General features: G+C 35.2%; 18 protein-coding genes. 11 read left to right on the forward strand and 7 right to left on the reverse strand.

Features of this window, described 5'->3' with window-relative positions:
- Positions 1-19: 19 nt before the first annotated feature.
- Positions 20-1,399, reverse strand: a complete 1,380-nt coding sequence (locus BGO88_RS01035; RefSeq protein WP_286705641.1) for an ATP-binding protein — start codon at positions 1,397-1,399, stop codon at positions 20-22.
- A 143-nt stretch (positions 1,400-1,542) separates the two neighbouring features.
- On the opposite strand from BGO88_RS01035, the gene BGO88_RS01040 reads away from it, so the two are divergent.
- Positions 1,543-2,556, forward strand: a complete 1,014-nt coding sequence (locus BGO88_RS01040; RefSeq protein ID WP_286705642.1) for an alpha/beta hydrolase — start codon at positions 1,543-1,545, stop codon at positions 2,554-2,556.
- Positions 2,546-4,636 (forward strand): outer membrane beta-barrel family protein, encoded by a 2,091-nt coding sequence (locus tag BGO88_RS01045; protein WP_286705643.1) that lies wholly within the window; start codon positions 2,546-2,548, stop codon positions 4,634-4,636. Before BGO88_RS01040 ends, BGO88_RS01045 begins: the two co-directional genes overlap by 11 nt.
- Positions 4,637-4,687: 51 nt before the next feature.
- Here the strand turns inward: BGO88_RS01045 and BGO88_RS01050 are convergent, their stop codons facing one another.
- Together BGO88_RS01050 and BGO88_RS01055 are read right to left on the reverse strand one after the other, a co-directional pair.
- The gene (locus BGO88_RS01050) at positions 4,688-5,284 is read right to left on the reverse strand and encodes an RsmD family RNA methyltransferase (RefSeq protein ID WP_101472495.1); all 597 of its coding nucleotides are present in this window, start codon (positions 5,282-5,284) and stop codon (positions 4,688-4,690) included.
- Positions 5,285-6,103, reverse strand: coding sequence for a DUF3822 family protein (locus tag BGO88_RS01055; protein ID WP_056067471.1), 819 nt, complete (start codon positions 6,101-6,103; stop codon positions 5,285-5,287).
- 106 nt (positions 6,104-6,209) lie between these two features.
- On the opposite strand from BGO88_RS01055, the gene BGO88_RS01060 reads away from it, so the two are divergent.
- From BGO88_RS01060 to BGO88_RS01070, 3 genes are all read left to right on the forward strand, one after another.
- Complete coding sequence (locus BGO88_RS01060; protein WP_286705644.1) at positions 6,210-7,631, forward strand: ATP-dependent DNA helicase; 1,422 nt, start codon at positions 6,210-6,212, stop codon at positions 7,629-7,631.
- 92 nt (positions 7,632-7,723) lie between these two features.
- Positions 7,724-8,449 (forward strand): 3-deoxy-manno-octulosonate cytidylyltransferase, encoded by a 726-nt coding sequence (gene kdsB / locus BGO88_RS01065; RefSeq protein WP_056067466.1) that lies wholly within the window; start codon positions 7,724-7,726, stop codon positions 8,447-8,449.
- A 239-nt stretch (positions 8,450-8,688) separates the two neighbouring features.
- Positions 8,689-9,045: a PKD domain-containing protein gene (locus BGO88_RS01070; RefSeq protein WP_286705645.1), complete on the forward strand. Its 357-nt coding sequence runs from the start codon at positions 8,689-8,691 to the stop codon at positions 9,043-9,045.
- A gap of 218 nt (positions 9,046-9,263) precedes the next feature.
- Here the strand turns inward: BGO88_RS01070 and BGO88_RS01075 are convergent, their stop codons facing one another.
- Complete coding sequence (locus BGO88_RS01075; RefSeq protein WP_286705646.1) at positions 9,264-9,926, reverse strand: spermidine synthase; 663 nt, start codon at positions 9,924-9,926, stop codon at positions 9,264-9,266.
- Positions 9,927-9,984: 58 nt separating this feature from the next.
- Here BGO88_RS01075 and BGO88_RS01080 point away from each other — a divergent pair, with 58 nt between their 5' ends.
- Positions 9,985-10,536, forward strand: a complete 552-nt coding sequence (locus tag BGO88_RS01080; RefSeq protein WP_286705647.1) for a 1-acyl-sn-glycerol-3-phosphate acyltransferase — start codon at positions 9,985-9,987, stop codon at positions 10,534-10,536.
- A 77-nt stretch (positions 10,537-10,613) separates the two neighbouring features.
- On the forward strand, positions 10,614-11,633 hold the full coding sequence (locus tag BGO88_RS01085; protein ID WP_286705648.1) for a YncE family protein: 1,020 nt from the start codon (positions 10,614-10,616) through the stop codon (positions 11,631-11,633).
- 64 nt (positions 11,634-11,697) lie between these two features.
- On the opposite strand, the gene BGO88_RS01090 is transcribed toward BGO88_RS01085, so the two are convergent.
- Positions 11,698-12,087 (reverse strand): helix-turn-helix domain-containing protein, encoded by a 390-nt coding sequence (locus BGO88_RS01090; protein WP_286705649.1) that lies wholly within the window; start codon positions 12,085-12,087, stop codon positions 11,698-11,700.
- 304 nt (positions 12,088-12,391) lie between these two features.
- On the opposite strand from BGO88_RS01090, the gene BGO88_RS01095 reads away from it, so the two are divergent.
- The 4 genes from BGO88_RS01095 (at position 12,392) to BGO88_RS01110 (ending at position 17,293) form a co-directional block, all read left to right on the forward strand.
- A complete protein-coding gene (locus tag BGO88_RS01095; protein WP_286705650.1) occupies positions 12,392-13,546 on the forward strand; it encodes a M14 family metallopeptidase in 1,155 nt (384 codons plus the stop codon).
- A gap of 77 nt (positions 13,547-13,623) precedes the next feature.
- Entirely contained in the window at positions 13,624-14,103 is a 480-nt protein-coding gene (locus BGO88_RS01100) for an Lrp/AsnC family transcriptional regulator (RefSeq protein ID WP_056067456.1), read from the forward strand.
- Positions 14,104-14,181: 78 nt separating this feature from the next.
- Complete coding sequence (locus BGO88_RS01105) at positions 14,182-16,767, forward strand: phosphoenolpyruvate carboxylase (RefSeq protein WP_286705651.1); 2,586 nt, start codon at positions 14,182-14,184, stop codon at positions 16,765-16,767.
- A gap of 7 nt (positions 16,768-16,774) precedes the next feature.
- Entirely contained in the window at positions 16,775-17,293 is a 519-nt protein-coding gene (locus tag BGO88_RS01110) for a DinB family protein (RefSeq protein ID WP_286705652.1), read from the forward strand.
- Here the strand turns inward: BGO88_RS01110 and BGO88_RS01115 are convergent.
- Together BGO88_RS01115 and BGO88_RS01120 are read right to left on the reverse strand one after the other, a co-directional pair.
- Positions 17,288-17,602, reverse strand: coding sequence for a hypothetical protein (locus BGO88_RS01115; protein WP_143395043.1), 315 nt, complete (start codon positions 17,600-17,602; stop codon positions 17,288-17,290). The genes BGO88_RS01110 and BGO88_RS01115 overlap by 6 nt on opposite strands.
- Before the next feature lie 212 nt (positions 17,603-17,814).
- Entirely contained in the window at positions 17,815-18,213 is a 399-nt protein-coding gene (locus BGO88_RS01120) for a hypothetical protein (protein WP_056067449.1), read from the reverse strand.
- Between the last annotated feature and the right edge of the window lie 9 nt (positions 18,214-18,222).

Genomic DNA, 18,222 nt, shown 5'->3' on the forward strand with positions numbered 1-18,222 from the left:
TCGCCACTGCTTAAATAAATTATCCGTTGGAAACCTGAAGTCTAAGGTCAAAAGTAGCTCCTTTGCCAAGGTCGCTAATAACATGAATGCTTCCCTGATGTGCTTTTATAATCTGGTCTACATAATAAAGTCCTAACCCCAATCCTTTGGCATCATGCAGGTCGCCCTGTTCTACACGGTAAAATTTATCAAACAGGAGGGAATGTTTGTTTTTCGAAATACCAATTCCGTCATCTGAAATGCTGATGGCAAACTGACCTTCCTCCAACGAAGATTTTACCTTAATGTTTGTACAGCCATATTTTACGGCATTTTCTAAAACATTGGTGATAGCGGTGGTCAGGTGGAACTTATCTAGGTTAATACTGATTTTTTTGGAATCGAGCATTTTTTCAATCAAAATATCGGGATAGGCAATCTGGAAATCGTTGATAATTGAATTTAAAAAGTCAGGCATCAGCACTTTTTCTTTGTGCAGTTCAATTTCTTCATAGCCTAAGGAATTGGTCATCACCTGGTCAATTAGATTTTGCAGACGATTATTCTGGCGAATAATGGTTCCCAACACCGTGTTATAGGTTTCTTCATTTTCGCGTATTTCTTTACGTTCCAGAATTTTTGTAGAAACAGAAAGTGTGGTTAGCGGTGTTTTGAGCTCATGGGTAATATTATTGATAAAGTCAGTCTTAATGTCACTGATTTTCTTTTGCTTAATCAGGGCTTTTAAAGCGATTACGAAAAGGGTGATTAGTGTGAGTATGGAGAAAACAGCAAAAATAAGAATGAGTGCCATTCTTTTAAGTACGATATATTCCCAGTTTTTAATGGATACGTATAAGGTGTCTTCCGTCAGAAGTTTATAATCGGAATTGAGTTCCTGTTTTTTGAATGAACCGCTGGTAGTTCCCACATAATTCCGAATCAGGAAAGCATCGTCCAGAGAAGCCAGGTCACCGTATAATTTATTTTCAATAAAAGGCTTTTCTGCGAATATAGTGTCGGCCTCTTTTGTAGCGTCATAAATCACGAATTTGTCTAAAACAATCGCAAAATCTATAGTCAGGTTTGGTATTTCATTTTCAAATTCTTCCTGCAATTTTCGGGTAAGTTCACTTTTGAATTCATTTTGCAGCAGGGCATTTTTAATATGGAAACGAGTGCTTTTATCCCGCAAATAATTTTCTGCTAATTGTTTATACAACAAGTCTTTTTTGCTGAATATGGTAGAATCGATATCACTATAATCGTTGGTGATTTTTGCAATTTTTGCCTTGATTTCAGAACGGAACTGCTCGACTTTATACTCATAGGTAGTTTTGACCAGATAGTATTGTATGGCCGAAAGCACGACCAGAACCAGAGCCGAGAATCCTATTAATAGGTTGATTTTCTTTTTCATACTAACAGATTGCAGAACCAAAAATAAGCGATTTATTCTGAAAAAAAAGACATTAACCCAGCATTAACCTAGCATTAACTCTCGCAGTCTGTTTTTAAACCAATTTTGCTACATACGATATATGAACAATTTCAAATCGCAAAATGCAAACCAAACAAGTATTTATAATTATGCTGCTGTTTTCAAAAATCTATTCCTATTCACAGAAAATCCCGGAAGATTTCGGCTACAGACATATTGCTATGAAATATCAGGACGACCCGGTTGATATTATTGTTATCTCTAAAAAAGGCGAAGAAAAGTTAGCCAAACCTGTTTTCTTCTTTTGCCAGGGAAGTCTGCCGCAACCTGTTGTAAAATATGATGAAAAAGGGCTTTACGGTACACTACCATTTGATGAGAATTCCTTTCTCGAAACCTATCATATTGTTATTGTCGGAAAACCATTCATACCAATTATTTCTGATGTCAATAAATTAGGGAAAGACTATATGTATTTGAAAGACATAGAAAAGGAAATCCCGCCCAAAGGATATACCGAAAGAAATTATCTGGATTATTATGTGTTTCGGAATAACTTCATAGTAAAGCAGCTGGCTAAAGAACGTTGGGTAAAGAATAAAAAACTGGTTGTAGCCGGACATTCCGAAGGTAGTTCTATTGCTGCAAAAATGGCCTCTATCAATAAAAAAATCACCCACCTGATTTATTCAGGAGGCAATCCTTATGGAAGAATAATGAATATTTTGGCACAGAGCAGAAGCTTTGACACGGATTTCACAGATGAAGGAAAAAATACGATAGAACATTGGAAAAAGGTCGTTGCACATTCTAACGATACAAGTCTGACGAATGGCGATACCTATAAAACGACCTACAGTTTTTCATTACCTCAAAAAGATAACCTGATGGGCTTAAAGATTCCGGTATTGGTTTCTTATGGAACCAAAGATTGGTCAGGTCCGTTCAATGACTTGTTTCAAATTGAAGCCATCCGCGAAAAAAAAGACAATTACATTTTTAAAAGCTATCTGAATCTGGAGCATAATTATTTTCCTGTCAATGAGGATGGTACTGTTAATTATGAAGTGTATAATTGGGATAAAATCGCTGCAGATTGGTTAAACTGGCTAAACAATTCTGATAATGAAAATTAGGTTAGTAGTACTGACCGTACTATTGGCAAGTTATCCTTCTTTTGCCCAGAAAACAGAAAACGACACCTTGAATCAAATGGAAGAAGTTGTCATTGAAGGAAACACGAAAACATTTATTTATAAAAACGGAAATGTTAAGATTGATATCGCAAATTCAATTCACAAAACCGTTTCCAATACTTTAGACCTTTTGTCGAGGCTCCCCAAAATCCAAATAAGCCCGGATAGGGAAAAAATTACGGTTATAGGAAAAGGAACGCCATTAGTGTATATAGACAATCAGAAAGTTGAAATGAACGACCTGAATGCGCTATCGGTTGAGGACATCAAAACAATAGAAATCATTGATAATCCGTCGTCAAAATATGAAGCCGAAGGCAGGTCTGTCATATTGATTACCAGAAAAAGAAACAAAAAAGAAGGTTACCAACTGACTTTTTTAGAAACTGCTGCTTTTAAAAAGAAATTCAATAATTATCTCGGAATGAATTCAAGCTTCAAATTAAGTAAAACAGAATTTAAGGCAAACTTCAATTACAACAGGTTAAATCCTTGGGAAAGTAACGGAAGTGACTATAAGATTCCGGCAAACAATATCCAATCTGATTACCGGGTTGCAGGCTATACGAACAGAAATAAATACGTTTATGGCGTGGGTGTCTATCATAAGATTAATGAAGAAGAAGATTTTTCATTTACCGCAAACGGAACCTCCAAAAATGATGATTTTGACTTTTCTACCAAAACAAACAGCAAAATTGGAGAAGAACAAAATCGTATACGGACTTTAGGGAAAAGTAAAGAATATGAAAATTTTATCAATTCATTTTTAAATTATAATAAAAAAATAACCAGTTGGGAAGCGTCTCTTTTTGCAGGATTGCAGTATTCTAACTACAATTCGGAATCGTTTACAAGTGCTTTGAACAATTACAATGAAACAAGCTACGAGCCTTTCCAACAGACCCAGGATGGTTTCAATGTAAATGTCTTTTCAGGAAGGATTGATTTTGAAAAGAAATTTAAAAATGAAATAAAGTGGGAGACAGGAGCCCAATATTCTTCAGCTATTGCCCATACAGATTTAGATATTAAAAATTTTGAGCAGGATTTGGCTTCCAATTCAAAGTACCAACTCAAAGAAAAAAATACGGCGGCCTATGCTCAATTATCAGGAACACTTATGAAGATTTCCTGGATGGCAGGTGTCAGGGCAGAAAACACAAAAATCTTCGGACGTTATGAGGGAGAGCCGGTTTCAGTTGATAAGAACTATACTACTTTATTTCCAAAAGCGCAGCTAAGTATACCTATTGACAGTACAAAAACGCTGAACCTGAATTATGGAAGAAGTATTTCCAGGCCGGATTATTCATCTACAAGCCAGGGCCTTACTTATATCAATCCGTATTTTGCCTTCGCTACCAATATCAACTTAAATCCATCTATTACGAGTGAAATAGTAGCTACTTTGCAGTATAGGGACAAATCTGTAAAGTTGAGCTACTACGAAAATAGTAACGTAATAAACTATGGTTTTTTATATAATGAACCGCAGAACTTATTGATTTACAGACCGCAAAATTTTGAAAAAGAAACAGGATATAATCTGGAATTTATGTTGCCTTTTAGCAGCAATTTCTGGTCTTCGACTAACATTGTCAGTTTTATTTTAAATAAGATTGAAGATTCTTCTGCAGTAATTGGAGATACTAAACCGTATGCCTATTATTATTCCAATCATGTTTTTAAATTAAAAAATGAATTGCAGTTTTCCTTAACGGGCTGGGGACTCACGAGCAGAAATGAAGGAGTTTTTCAAAGAAACTCTTATTTCCAATTGGATTTAGCGGCTTCAAAGACTTTTTTTAAAAACCTTTCCTGTACGCTTAATTACAATAATGTATTTAGGAACAGAACGTTTACAGAAAATTTTGAAGTCAGTAAAGTACGTTCCAACGCTATATTTTTTGTAGATAATTGCGAATTTTCAATAGCAATCCGATATACTTTAGGAAAAATAAAAGACTCTATTTATAAAGAAAAAGAAGTAAACGAAAATTCAGGAAGGATAAAATAATTCCGCAGCATTATTCATCAATCAAAAATCACAAACGGTTATGTCTGCGGATTATCCTTCGTCATCTTCTGTAATTTCGGCTTCATTTTTTAATTCTTCATCTTCACCGCTGTTGATTTCAAAGAATGAAAAAACAGACCCACCATAGCTTTTCTTGAACGAAAAATTAATCATGTGGTCCAGCTTTGTATATTTTGAGTGTTCGATAATCATCATGCCGTCTTCTTCGAGAAGTTCATTGGCAAAGATAAGTTCGACTAGTTTTTCAAATGTTGCCTGATCAAGGTCATAAGGCGGGTCGGCAAAAATAATATCATAAGCCGCTTTACTCTTTTCAACAAACTTAAACACATCGCTTTTGATTCCCGCTATGCCAAAACCAAATTCATCGGCTGTTTGTTTGATAAATTTTACGCAGCCAAAATCACCGTCAACACTTGTAATCGTTTCACAGCCACGGGAAGCAAACTCATAGCTAATGTTACCGGTTCCGGCAAATAAGTCTAAAACTTTCAATCCGTTGAAATTGAAATAATTGTTCAATACGTTGAACAGGGCTTCCTTGCTCATGTCTGTCGTAGGACGGACCGGCAGGCCTTTTGGAGGCGAAATACGCCTTCCTTTATATTTCCCGGATATAATTCTCATTTATGAGTTGAATAATATAAAATATTTTAAGTTTTCCAGTGTTGAAAAATCATTGTGCTTTTGCGTATGGAATACATTCATCAATGAAATGTTCCTGATATAACGATAAGCAATCTTAAACAGGTCGCTCTCTTCTGAAATTTCGCCCAGCAATTGCAGTTTAAAAGTTTCAGGGTTCAATTTTAGCTGCTCAGCTGTAAAAAGGATATAGTAGATAAAATCCTCTTTGGTCTGGTATTCAAACGAATTAAACAGCAAAAGCTTTTGGTTTTCTATCACGACAATCTCGAAATGTTCTTTCCCTACATGAACAAATAGCTGTGTTTCTGAAACATTCTTTGAATTCTCAAGAAGTTTCTGCACTAAAATACTGTTTACGTGCAGGTAATCAAAACTATCAAACTGGTCCAGCAGATAATTATTGAAATTAACATACGGAATGTAAGTATTGACCATATCAAAAGGTTCAAGAACGTCAAAGGCAAAAAAATCAGATTCAAAAACTTTGGTACTGTATTGCAGATAACTTCCTAAATAGTTTTCATCAAACATCGCTTTTGGCACAAAAGAAGAAAGATTGTTTTCGTGGAGAACAACTACTTCGTCATAGGTTGCCGTAAGTTCTTTATGGTTTACAAAAGCCTGCCAGTAATGGTCTTCTACCTTAATAGATTTTTCAAAATCATTAAAATCGACTTCCTTGACAAACAGAACGGTTTGATTCAAAGTATCAAAACAGCAAAATCGGAATCCATTCAAAGATACCTGAATGGAAAGTTTCCTGTATTTTTTTTCTGTTATGTTTGTGTTAGCCGACATTGATTTTTTCTGGTGTTCGCAAACTTACAATTTTTTGTGGCATACTCCTCATATTTATAGGGCAAAACTTCTACTAAATCTATAACTTTACAGCAAATAATAAACCATGAATGCTGCATTTTTCTACAAAACCCTGAAGTCGAAGTTTCCGTACCAGCCTACTGTCAAACAGGATATCTTCTTCCAGAAAATTGCTGAATTTCTGACCAATGACAAACAGGATGAAATTTTTGTACTAAAAGGTTATGCCGGAACAGGAAAGACAACCGTAATTTCGACTTTGGTCAACAACCTCACAGAAATCAATAAAAAATATGTGCTTTTGGCACCAACTGGTCGTGCCGCAAAGGTTATTGCCAATTATTCCCAAAAACCGGCCTATACCATCCACAAAAAAATCTATTATCCTAAAACAAAAAGCGGAGGAGTAACCTTTACTACTCAGCAGAACAAACATAAAAATACGATTTTTATCGTTGACGAATCGTCTATGATTTCAGATTCGGGTAATGAAACCAGTATGTATGAAAATGGTTCACTGTTAGATGATCTCATATATTATGTGTATTCCGGAGTTAACTGTAAAATGATTCTTTTGGGTGATACGGCACAGTTACCGCCGGTAAATCTTGATATATCGCCGGCTCTGGATATTAATCTGCTACATAGAAATTATGATATGGAAGTTTCCCACATCGAATTTGATGAAGTAATGCGACAGGAAGAAAATTCGGGAATATTGTTCAATGCAACTGAACTGAGGGAACAATTGGAGGAAGACTTTTTTGAAGATTTCAAGTTTGATGTAACGCATTTTAAAGATATTGTCAGACTAACAGACGGTTATGACATTCAGGATGCCATCCACACAGCCTACAGCAATTACGGATTGGAAGATACCGCATTTATTGTACGTTCCAACAAAAGGGCCAATGCTTATAACCAGCAAATCCGGACTAGAATCCTGGATAAGGAGAGTGAACTTTCTACGGGCGATTTCCTTATGGTTGTAAAAAATAATTATTTTTGGCTCAAGGATTCTACAGAAACCGATTTTATAGCCAATGGCGATATTGTCGAAGTTATGGAAATCTATAAGATGCAGGAATTGTATGGCTTTAATTTTGCTACCGTAAAAATAAGAATGGTTGATTATCCGAATCAGATACCATTTGAAACGGTCTTGATTTTAGATACATTGACAAGCGAATCGGCTTCATTGACCTATGAAGAATCAAACCGACTGTATCAGGAAGTAATGCTGGATTATGAAGAGGAAAGAACAGCCTACAGGAAATTCCAGAAAGTAAAAGAAAACAGATATTTCAATGCATTGCAGGTGAAGTTTTCCTATGCCATGACCTGCCACAAATCACAGGGCGGACAATGGAATACCGTATTTGTAGAACAGCCTTATTTGCCCAACGGAATCGACAGAGATTACATCCGCTGGTTATACACGGCAATTACAAGAGCTAAAGACAAATTGTATTTAATTGGCTTTAAAGATGAAAACTTTATAGAATAGTGGATAGGCTATAGTCGGTAGTGGATAGGCGTTAGTTTATAGTTGAGAGTCAAAAATCTAAAATCATAGATCATAAATCAAAAATATTTAAAATGAAAATAATAGCAGTTATTCCGGCGCGTTACGCATCAACCCGATTTCATGCCAAGCTGATGCAGGATTTGGGAGGGAAAACAGTAATTTCCAGAACCTATGAAGCGGCCGTTTCAACACAGCTTTTTGATGATGTTTTTGTTGCTACCGATTCTCAACTCATTTTTGACGAAATTGTTTCCAATGGAGGTAAAGCCATCATGAGCAAAAAGGAACATGAATCCGGAAGTGATAGGATAGCTGAGGCTGTTGAAGACCTGGATGTTGATATTGTTGTAAACGTGCAGGGCGACGAACCTTTTATTAATAAAGAACCGCTTGAAAAACTTTTAGAAGTATTCAGAAATGATGAAGCCCGCCAGATTGACCTGGCGTCTCTGATGCGTGAAATAAAAGACAAGGAAGAAATTGCAAATCCAAACAATGTAAAAGTAATTGTTGACCAAAGTGGTCTGGCCTTATACTTCTCACGTTCGGTTATCCCATACCCGAGAGATGAAAATGCTGGTGTACGTTATTTCCAGCATATTGGTATTTATGCGTTTAGAAAACCGGCTTTAATGGATTTTTACAGCCTGCCGATGAAATCTCTGGAGGCTTCTGAAAAATTGGAACAGCTCCGATATTTGGAATATGGCAAGAAAATAAAAATGGTAGAAACCACTCATGTAGGAATTGGTATTGATACGGTTGAAGATTTGGAGAAGGCGAGGAAGTTGGTTTAGGATTTAAGATTGCAGATTTTAGAAGTAGTTAAGAGAAGAAAATCTGTATAATCTGCGTAATCAGTGGCAAAAACAAAATTTTGGATTAAGATTGCAGATTTCAGATGTGAGATTTCAGCTTGCAACTTGCGGAATTGCATTTAGTTTGTACTGAAATAAAGTAAAGAAGATAATGCCTTTTTACTTAAAGACTAAAAATATTTACCTATCTTAGGGTTATCAAACTAAACGGTAACATTATGAAAAGACTGTCTCTTATTGCCATTTTTGCTTTCACTTTTGCTGCCTGTGATAAGGATGACGGTAAAAGTATAGTCGATTGCCTTGGTGAATCCATATTTTTAAATGCCCATCATTCTATATCCGGTGAAAATCCAATGCAGGTAAATTATAGCGTTACCTATGAAGGAAGCCATACACTGAACAATACTGTTAAATGGGATTTTGGTGACGGAACACAACAGACAGTTACAGGTACTGAAGTAAGTCATACATATTCGCAACCAGGAAACTATACAGCTACGGCTTCTGTTAAGGTTAGTGTAAATGGGGCAACCTGTTCGTCAGACCTTCATGAGCATGTTACCATACAATAAGACGAAGCAAAAATTGATTTTAGATTTCTGATATAAGATTTTGGAGATGAAAATCTGTTTAATTTGTATGATTTGTGGCAGATAAGACTAAGATAGCAGATTTCAGAATGTACGATTTCTGAGGACAGTCTGGAAAAAACTGTGCAATCAGTGGCAAAATAGAATACAAATGTAAGATTACAGAAATCTAAAAGTGAATTTTTTGCTGGGAATCTCAATTATTTCTTTTCTATTATAATGAGTTCGTTATAACGCTCAATTCTTGGGATAGTTCGTAAAGTATAGAATTCCGAATTGATGTTGGACAGATACTCTTTGTTACGCAGCCTGTCTTTATCAGTAAGACACATCGTATTAAAAAGAATAATTCCCTTTTTGTCTAAAAGTTCACAGATTTGTTTCTGAAAAGAATCTTCAAAAAGAAAGTCCGGCATTGTAGTATCCTGAAAAATATCAACAATAATAAGTCCGTATTTGTTTTTGTCTTTTAAAACATATTTAGAAGCATCATCAACAATGATTTCTAAATTCGGGATTTTGTCCAATCCAAAATAGGAATTGGCGATTTGCAGTACTTCAGAATCGATTTCTACTCCCGTAATCCTGCCTTTAAATCCAATTTCTTCACTTAAAGTTTTAATTACGCTTCCGCCAGCAACTCCAAGAACAAGAATGTGTTCCGCTTTTAATACAGTCTCAAAACCTATGCTTTCCAATCCTATTCTAAGAATACGCTGCAGGCTTCCATAAGAATAATTGGTGTTTTTAGAATCCAATACCAATTCACCATTGGCCCAGGTGACTTCCAGGTTTTTACTCACGGGTGAATGCTGCTTGTAAACATTTATGGGCAGGAGGTAGCTTAGTATTTTTTTTAGCACAAAACTTAATTTGCCCAAAAATAAGTATAAATGTTACATTTACAGAAAATAATAAAGCATGAAGCGTATTATTTATAAACTTATCTTTTTCAAAATAATGGGATGGAGCATCAAAGGAACGATGAATCCCGAAATTAAGAAATCTATTATTATTGTCGTGCCGCATACCAGCTGGCATGATTTCTACATAGGCCTTTTTGCCCGAGGCATTATCAATCTGGAGATGAATTATGTCGCCAAAAAAGAACTTTTTAAATTTCCATTCGGCGCTTATTTCCGTTGGATGGGTGGTGCTCCACTCAACAGAAACTCCCGACAAAATACCGTGGAGGCCATAGCGGAGATTTTTAAAAAAAGAGAAATCTTCCGATTGGCAATCGCTCCGGAAGGAACCCGTAAAAAAGTGACAGACTGGAAGACAGGCTTTTATTATATTGCATTGAAAGCAGAAGTTCCCATAATTCCGGTTGCATTTGATTATGCAAAAAAGGAGGTAGTACTCAATGAGGCTTTTTATCCTACAGGCGATATACAAAAAGATTTTGCAGAACTAAAGAGCAAATACAAAGGTATAGTAGGCAGGGTTCCGGAATACAGTTTTGAAATTTAGGCAGGTTTTAAAAAAATAAATCCACATCCGTTTTTTTCTCGTATTTATAATTATCAACCTTTTTTAAAACCATAATTATGAGAAAAAAACTTTTACTAGCAGGACTTTTTTGTAGCATTTTAGGATTTGTTTCGTGCAGCAGTGATGACGATTCAAATGGAAATCCAGGCAGCGCAAAACTTGAATTGTTTACTTCGAGCAATACAAGCGGAACAATTACCTACACGGATTTATTAGCATCAATGCCAATGGCAAAAACATTTACTGTAGGTTCTCTGGATGCAGATGGTATTTATTATAATAATACCCGTGACGAGGTTATCATTGCATCCCGAACTAACAATCGTCTCGAAGTTTATGGCAATTTCAGAAATGCATTATCGTCTTCTGCCACATCTTTAACGATGACCGCCAGTAGTACAACAGGCGATTTTACCAATGCAAGAGAAATAGCCGTTGTTGGAGACAGGGTAGTTGTAGTACAGGATCAGGCCGAAATTAATGGTAACACTAATAAACTTTTAGTGTATCAAAGAACTACATCAGGATTTACATTGGAGAAAACATTTACTGTAGGTTTTAAACTATGGGGAATTACTGTTTCTAATGGAAATTTATATGCAGTAGTAGATCTTAGCAGTGATATAGCTGTCTTTAACTCTTTTTTTTCAAAACCAAACGGAACATTGGTGGCAGACAAGAGAGTTAGCATAGAAGGATTAACCAGGACACATGGAATTGCCTATTCGGAACAAGATAATGTTATGGTTCTTACTGATGTAGGTTTAGCTGCTTCTGCAACAGATGGGGGAATTGTAGTTATAGAAAATTTTAACTCAGTATTTTCGTCAACAGCATCAGGAGGTTCTATCGCCTTGTCGAAACAAAAAAGAATATACGGGCCTAATTCATTGTTGGGAAATCCGGTAGATGTTTCTTATGATGAACAGACCAATAAAATTTATGTGGCTGAAAGATTAAATGGTGGAGGACAGGTATTAAGTTTTGCTTATCCAACATCAGCCCAGTCAGATGCCATGCCTTTAACAGCAAGATTAGAACCGGGTGTTACCGGAATATATTTAAGAAGGGAATAATGTTTGTTTTTTATGTATTAGTTGGGAAAACCTTGGCTTGAGAGTCAAGGTTTTTTTATGCCGTCTATTGGGGGCGATATTCTTTAAAGGCTCCGTTTTTATAAAAGATTACTATTCTTTCAATTGTATCATTTTTAATAATCGTTTCTTCCTTTTTGAAATTGACGGGTTGTTTTTCATCTGTATTTGATAGAGTAGGCGGATATGCTATATTGTATTCTTCGTTATTTTTCGGGAATGAACCTTTGCCGTTTAAAATCCAATACAAATCAATTTCAGGAAATACATCTAAAATTTTTAATATAAAATCAAGGCTTGGTTTGTTTCTTCCGGATAGAAGATGTGATATGCTGGAACGTTGCACACCAATCTTATCGGCAAAAGAAGAAGCAGTGAGATTGTAATAGTCAAGAATTTTTTCAAGCCGTTTTATAAAATCTTCCGTGTTTACCATTGTAAAGCTTTATTTTAATAAAAGAACGTTACAAATGTAAATATATAGTTGTTATAAATGTAATTTATAAATAGAACCGGGTGTTTTTATATGCTTTTTTAGTTTATATGATTATATTTAAATAATTGATTAATAGATTTATAATTATTTTAAAGTCGCTTAAAGTAAAATGTGTTAAAGTTTTTCTAACGAAAATATAGTGACAGGCAGTATTTTGTTTACAGAGTTAAATTATTTTGAATTTTAATTGATTTACAATTGTAAATAATAAGATGTTTACTTTTGTAAAATATAATTCAGCACTATGGATTTTGAAAAAGTATTCCGGGAGAATAAGGAAAAAACGTTAGAAGGAAGATATATTACTCTTGATAAAATTGAGCCTTTATTAAGAACGATTAACAAGAATGATAATTTAGATGTAATTGGAAAATCAGTATTAGGAAAACCAATCTATTCCTATACTATCGGAACAGGCAAAATTAAGATACTGCTTTGGTCACAGATGCATGGAAATGAAGGAACGACTACCAAGGCATTATTTGATCTTTTAAATGTATTAAACAGCGATACGATTTTAGGAAAAGAGCTTCTAAGCCATTTTACTTTTCTGGCCGTACCCATGCTTAATCCGGATGGCGCGGAAAGATATACGCGCATTAACGCTAACGGAATTGACCTTAACAGGGATTTCCAGGATTTAAGCCAGCCTGAAAGCCGTCTGCTCAGAGAGCTATATAATAACTTTAAACCGGACTTTTGCTATAATCTCCATGACCAACGTACTATTTTTGCGGCTGGAGATGTTAATAAACCTGCAACGGTTTCCTTTTTAGCGCCTTCGTTTAATGATGCAAGAGAAGTTAACGAGATTCGTTTAAAAGCAATGGATGTCATAGTTGCAATGAATGCAACTTTGCAATCTTTTATTCCCGGACAAGTGGGGCGTTTTGATGACGGTTTTAATCTGAATTGTGTTGGAGATACCTTTACTTATCTGGGATCGCCAACTATTTTATTTGAAGCCGGACATTATCAGCAGGATTACGAACGCGAAATGACGCGAAAATTTATTTTTATAGCATTGATTTCAGGGTTGAAATATATTTACGAAAACGATATAGTTCTCAATGAAACGGAAAAATATTTCAATATTCCTCAAAACAAACCAGTTTTTTACGACTTCATTTATAAAAATATCAAAATTTACTATGATAATAAACAAATTATTACGAATTTTGCAATTCAATTTACGGAGGTTTTGAATGAAGGGAAAATTGAATTTATTGCCTTCATTGTCGAAATAGGTGAGCTGACACAAAACTTTGGACATTTTGAATATGATGCAAAAGGAGCTTCCTATTCTGATGATCAGGACAATATTCCGAAATTGGGTCAAAAAGCTGAGTTTTATTTATCAGAAAAAGTTAAAATTGTTAACGGATTGCCAAATGTTTAACGATTCGCTTTTTTTATTTAAAAAAAATTAATTTTTTTGTAGTCGAATTTTGAAAACAAATACAAACATAAAATTATATGAATAAGTTTCGTTTAGATGAAGTTGATCATCAGATATTAGATATGCTGATTGACAATACAAGAGTTCCTTTTACAGATATAGCAAAAAAACTACTAATCTCTGCAGGAACTGTCCATGTGAGAGTTAAGAAAATGGAAGAAGCTGGTATTATCATGGGTTCATCTTTGACCTTGAATTACGAGAAATTAGGATATTCTTTTATTGCCTATGTAGGAGTTTTTCTTCACAATACTTCACAAACTAAATTTGTATTGGAAAGAATCAATGAAATTCCTTTTGTTACTGTTGCACACGTAACTACCGGAAAATTCAATATCTTCTGTAAAATCCGTGCTATGGATACAAAACATGCAAAAGAAGTAATCTTTATGATTGATGATATCGAAGGAGTATACAGAACTGAAACCATGATTTCTCTTGACGAAAGTATCAACGATAAAAAACGTTTGATGCACACTATCTTCAAGGATATGTAATCTTTTGATAAGAATAATTTAAGACCCTCTTGTGAAAACTTGAGGGTTTTTTTATTAATTTAATGCAAAATTATACCCATGTACACTTCCCCGAGATTAGAGAGGTTTGAAGAAAACGTACTCGCTAAATATCAGATATATAACAGTATTCTTATTACGCTTCCGTTTGACAATATTGGCAATACAGGAATAATGCTGCCGCTTTTTGCAGAAGTTTGTGAATCAGGTTACAAAAAGGAATGGAATCCCCAACAGATTGTAGATTTTTTCTCTGAAAAATACCTGGATAATGCTTCCGAAAAAGAAAAAATAGACCTTATGTTCCGGTTTATCCAATATGTAGAAAGGCAGGTAGTCTTGTTTGATGCTATTGAAGATGCTGCTTTTTCTGTAGTGAATAATCTCGATGGAGAAAATTCGCTCAGGAACACAAAAGACAAGGCGGAGTCTAAAGACAATCTGAAGGAACTAAAAGCTTTTTTTGAAGAATTTAAAATCCGGACTGTACTGACAGCGCATCCTACACAGTTTTATCCGGGATCAGTATTAGGGATTATTACAGATTTAGAAGATGCCATCAGAAACAATAATCTGAAAAGAATGCGTGAACTTCTGGCACAGTTAGGAAAAACGCCATTCATTAAAAAAGAAAAACCGACTCCTTTTGATGAAGCGGTCAGCCTGACCTGGTATCTTGAAAACGTTTTTTACGAAACGGCAGGAAAAATGATGCATTTTTTCCAGAAAAATATTTATGATGGAGAATTGCCTAAAAATCAAATTTTAAATCTGGGATTCTGGCCCGGAGGTGACCGTGATGGAAACCCTTTTGTTACAACAGATATAACTTTGCAGGTAACACAAAGATTGCGTACTTCAATACTCAAATGCTATTACAGGGATATTCGGGATTTGAAAAGAAAGCTGACTTTTCATCAGGTAGACCAATTATGGACAGAGCTTGAACATAAAATTTACCGTTCTGTGTTTTATTCGGAAGGCGATTTGTATATAACGTTGGACGAAATGAAAGCCACATTGTTGGACATTCGCAATAGGATTATTGAAAACCACCAATCATTGTATCTTGACGATTTGGACGAATTTATTAACAAAGTGAATCTTTTCGGGTTTTACTTTGCTACATTGGACATCAGGCAAAACAGCAAAATTCATGATAAGGTTATTAAGGATATTGTAAAAGTTACTAACGAACGCCAATTGTCTGTTTTTCCTAAAGACTATTCCTCATTGGATGAAAGTCAAAAATTAGATTGGATGGCGAAAGCCGCTGCCAGTCTTGATCCGGAATGGTTTGAAGATGAACTGACCAGGGCTACTGTTGAGTCAATATATGCCATACAGAAAATACAGGAACAGAATGGTGAAATGGGGGCTAATCGTTACATCATCAGTAATAACCAGAGCGCACTAAACGTTTTGGAAACCTATGCACTTTTTCGTTTGTGCGGATGGGAAAATCCTTCTGTTGATATTGTTCCGCTTTTTGAAACTGTAGAGGATTTGGAAAATGCGCAACGAGTAATGGAAACGCTTTATACCAATCCGCTGTATTCGGAGCATTTAAAATCCAGAAATAATAAGCAGACCATTATGCTTGGTTTTTCTGATGGAACAAAAGACGGAGGTTATCTGATGGCCAATTGGAGTATTTATAAGGCAAAAGAGGCGCTGACTTCAATTTCCAGAAATTATGGTATTGAAGTTATTTTCTTTGACGGAAGAGGAGGGCCACCGGCCAGAGGAGGAGGTAAGACCCATAAGTTCTATGCTTCACAGGGACCCGATATAGAAAATAATGAAATTCAGATTACCATTCAGGGACAAACCATCAGTTCTAATTTTGGAACTTTGGATTCCTGCCGTTATAATCTTGAAAATCTGTTAAGTGCCGGAGCAGCCAATCAGTTTTTTAATAAGGGAGAAAATAAACTTTCTGATGCTGAAAAAAAGACCTTGGAATCGCTTTCGCAAATAAGCTATAAAGAATATTCCGATTTTAAAAACCATCCTAAGTTTATCCCATATCTGGAAAGAAGAAGTGCGCTTAAGTATTATGCAATGGCAAATATAGGTAGCCGTCCTTCTAAAAGGAGCCAATCCGAAAAACTTGATTTCAATGACCTTCGGGCAATTCCTTTTGTAGGGGCCTGGAGTCAATTAAAACAAAATGTTCCCGGATTTTTTGGAGTAGGTACAGCTCTGAAGCATTTTGAAGACAATGGAAAGTGGCAGGAAGTTCAGGAGTTGTATGACCATTCACTTTTCTTTAAAACCTTGATTGAAAACAGTATGATGTCGTTGGCAAAATCGTTTTTCCCTTTGACATCCTATATGAAAGACGATCCGGAATTTGGTGAATTTTGGGAAATCATTTTTACTGAATTTAAAGAAACAAAAAGGCTGGTACTGAAATTATCCGGTTTTGATGCCTTGATGGAAAACTATCCTGACGGGAAAGCTTCTATACAAATGCGGGAACAAATTGTATTGCCATTGCTTACTATACAACAATATGCCCTGACTAAAATAAACGATTTAAACCTTAAAGGCAATCCGGACGAAGAAATGCTGAAAATCTATGAAAAAATAGTAATGCGTTCTCTTTTTGGAAATATTAATGCCAGTAGAAACTCTGCTTAAAATAACTATGAAAACAGACCAATTATTACCAACTGAATTTGCGCCATATTATTCTACCTATATTTCCAAGGTAGATCAGGAAGCAAACCTGCTTGAAGAGCTTGAAATTTCTGTACATGAATTTATAAAATTTGTACAAAACATTCCTTTGGATAAGTATGATTATCGATATGCTGAAGGTAAATGGACCATTAAGGATATTATCCAGCATTTGATGGATTCTGAAAGGATTTTTGCTTATCGTGCCCTCAGAATTGCAAGAAACGATAAAACGCCATTGCCTGGTTTTGAGGAAAACGATTATGCCGATACTGCTAATGCAAATGAAAGGAGTATTAGGGATTTGCTTACAGAATTAGCTGTAATCAGACAGTCTACAATAACCTTGTTTGCTACGTTTAATGAAGAAATTCTAAAAAGAATGGGGATTGCATCCGGATATGATGTCTCAGTCAGGGCTTTGGGTTTTATAATCATCGGACACCAGAAGCACCATCAGAAGATCTTTATGGAACGTTACTTATAATTTGGAAAAATAACGGGTTCCGGCAAAAATATCAATCGCCTGTATAATAGCAAACAGTACAAGGGCAAACAGGAACAGAACAATCCCTTTTTCTTTCCTATGTTTATTTCTGGAAAATAAAGACAGGATGAAAAAACCAAAGGCAATTGGGATTGCGATTTTAAAGCCGCGTGTGATTTCGAACATCCGCAGGTAGATTCCTAAAATAGAAAGACCCCATAGGAGGAAAATTATTTTTAGAGCTATTAAAGTTTTGAAATCAAACCATTCCTGGCAATGCTTTTGTTTCCGGTTGCTTTTAAATAACATGGTCATTAAGATTGTGGTAGAGTGTAAAAATATGAAATATGTATTTATTTTAGAAAAAACATCGATGTATATTTAGAAATATACGATAAATTACGTATGTTTGTTTTAGTAATTGTTAAATAAATGATTTTTTTACATCTGTTCCACTCTGTGGAATAAAAAAAACGGAACTCAAATTGAGTTCCGTTTTTTTTATGGAAATAGCTGGGAAGCTAGTCTTCATCATCATCTTCATCGTCAGCGATATCAGCAATATCTCTGTCCTCATCATCATCTTCGTCATCCAATTCGATTTTGTCTTCTTTTTCGTCGTCGTCATCATCGTCTGCATCATCATCCATGTCAAGATCTTTGATGGCTTCCATTGGTACAACTACATCTTCTAAATCATCATCTTCATCAAAGTTTTCGATTCTGCTGGCAAGTTTGGTGCTCACTTTTACCAGATAAATAGTGTCTTCTGTTCTAACTTCTACAGCCTCTACCAACTCGTTTTTAGCATTTTTGAAACGGATGATATTGGAGTCGTCATATCCATCAGGAAATTTTTCGACAAGCAAAGTCAGAATTTCATTGGTTAGTTTAGAATAATCTACAATAATTCTTTTCATACAATTTTT

The organism is Flavobacterium sp. 38-13 (assembly GCF_001899155.1).
In the GTDB taxonomy this organism is placed as follows: Bacteria; Bacteroidota; Bacteroidia; order Flavobacteriales; family Flavobacteriaceae; genus Flavobacterium; species Flavobacterium lindanitolerans.

Excerpts from the sequence above, each read along its gene's own strand:
- BGO88_RS01090 (WP_286705649.1), bottom strand. The coding sequence starts at position 12,087 with ATGGTAAACACGGAAGATTTTATAAAACGGCTTGAAAAAATTCTTGAC.
- BGO88_RS01115 (WP_143395043.1), bottom strand. The coding sequence starts at position 17,602 with ATGTTATTTAAAAGCAACCGGAAACAAAAGCATTGCCAGGAATGGTTT.
- BGO88_RS01060 (WP_286705644.1), top strand. The coding sequence starts at position 6,210 with ATGAATGCTGCATTTTTCTACAAAACCCTGAAGTCGAAGTTTCCGTAC.
- BGO88_RS01085 (WP_286705648.1), top strand. The coding sequence starts at position 10,614 with ATGAGAAAAAAACTTTTACTAGCAGGACTTTTTTGTAGCATTTTAGGA.
- BGO88_RS01080 (WP_286705647.1), top strand. The coding sequence starts at position 9,985 with ATGAAGCGTATTATTTATAAACTTATCTTTTTCAAAATAATGGGATGG.
- BGO88_RS01105 (WP_286705651.1), top strand. The coding sequence starts at position 14,182 with ATGTACACTTCCCCGAGATTAGAGAGGTTTGAAGAAAACGTACTCGCT.
- BGO88_RS01070 (WP_286705645.1), top strand. The coding sequence starts at position 8,689 with ATGAAAAGACTGTCTCTTATTGCCATTTTTGCTTTCACTTTTGCTGCC.
- kdsB (WP_056067466.1), top strand. The coding sequence starts at position 7,724 with ATGAAAATAATAGCAGTTATTCCGGCGCGTTACGCATCAACCCGATTT.
- BGO88_RS01110 (WP_286705652.1), top strand. The coding sequence starts at position 16,775 with ATGAAAACAGACCAATTATTACCAACTGAATTTGCGCCATATTATTCT.
- BGO88_RS01035 (WP_286705641.1), bottom strand. The coding sequence starts at position 1,399 with ATGAAAAAGAAAATCAACCTATTAATAGGATTCTCGGCTCTGGTTCTG.
- BGO88_RS01050 (WP_101472495.1), bottom strand. The coding sequence starts at position 5,284 with ATGAGAATTATATCCGGGAAATATAAAGGAAGGCGTATTTCGCCTCCA.
- BGO88_RS01055 (WP_056067471.1), bottom strand. The coding sequence starts at position 6,103 with ATGTCGGCTAACACAAACATAACAGAAAAAAAATACAGGAAACTTTCC.
- BGO88_RS01120 (WP_056067449.1), bottom strand. The coding sequence starts at position 18,213 with ATGAAAAGAATTATTGTAGATTATTCTAAACTAACCAATGAAATTCTG.
- BGO88_RS01100 (WP_056067456.1), top strand. The coding sequence starts at position 13,624 with ATGAATAAGTTTCGTTTAGATGAAGTTGATCATCAGATATTAGATATG.
- BGO88_RS01095 (WP_286705650.1), top strand. The coding sequence starts at position 12,392 with ATGGATTTTGAAAAAGTATTCCGGGAGAATAAGGAAAAAACGTTAGAA.
- BGO88_RS01045 (WP_286705643.1), top strand. The coding sequence starts at position 2,546 with ATGAAAATTAGGTTAGTAGTACTGACCGTACTATTGGCAAGTTATCCT.
- BGO88_RS01040 (WP_286705642.1), top strand. The coding sequence starts at position 1,543 with ATGCAAACCAAACAAGTATTTATAATTATGCTGCTGTTTTCAAAAATC.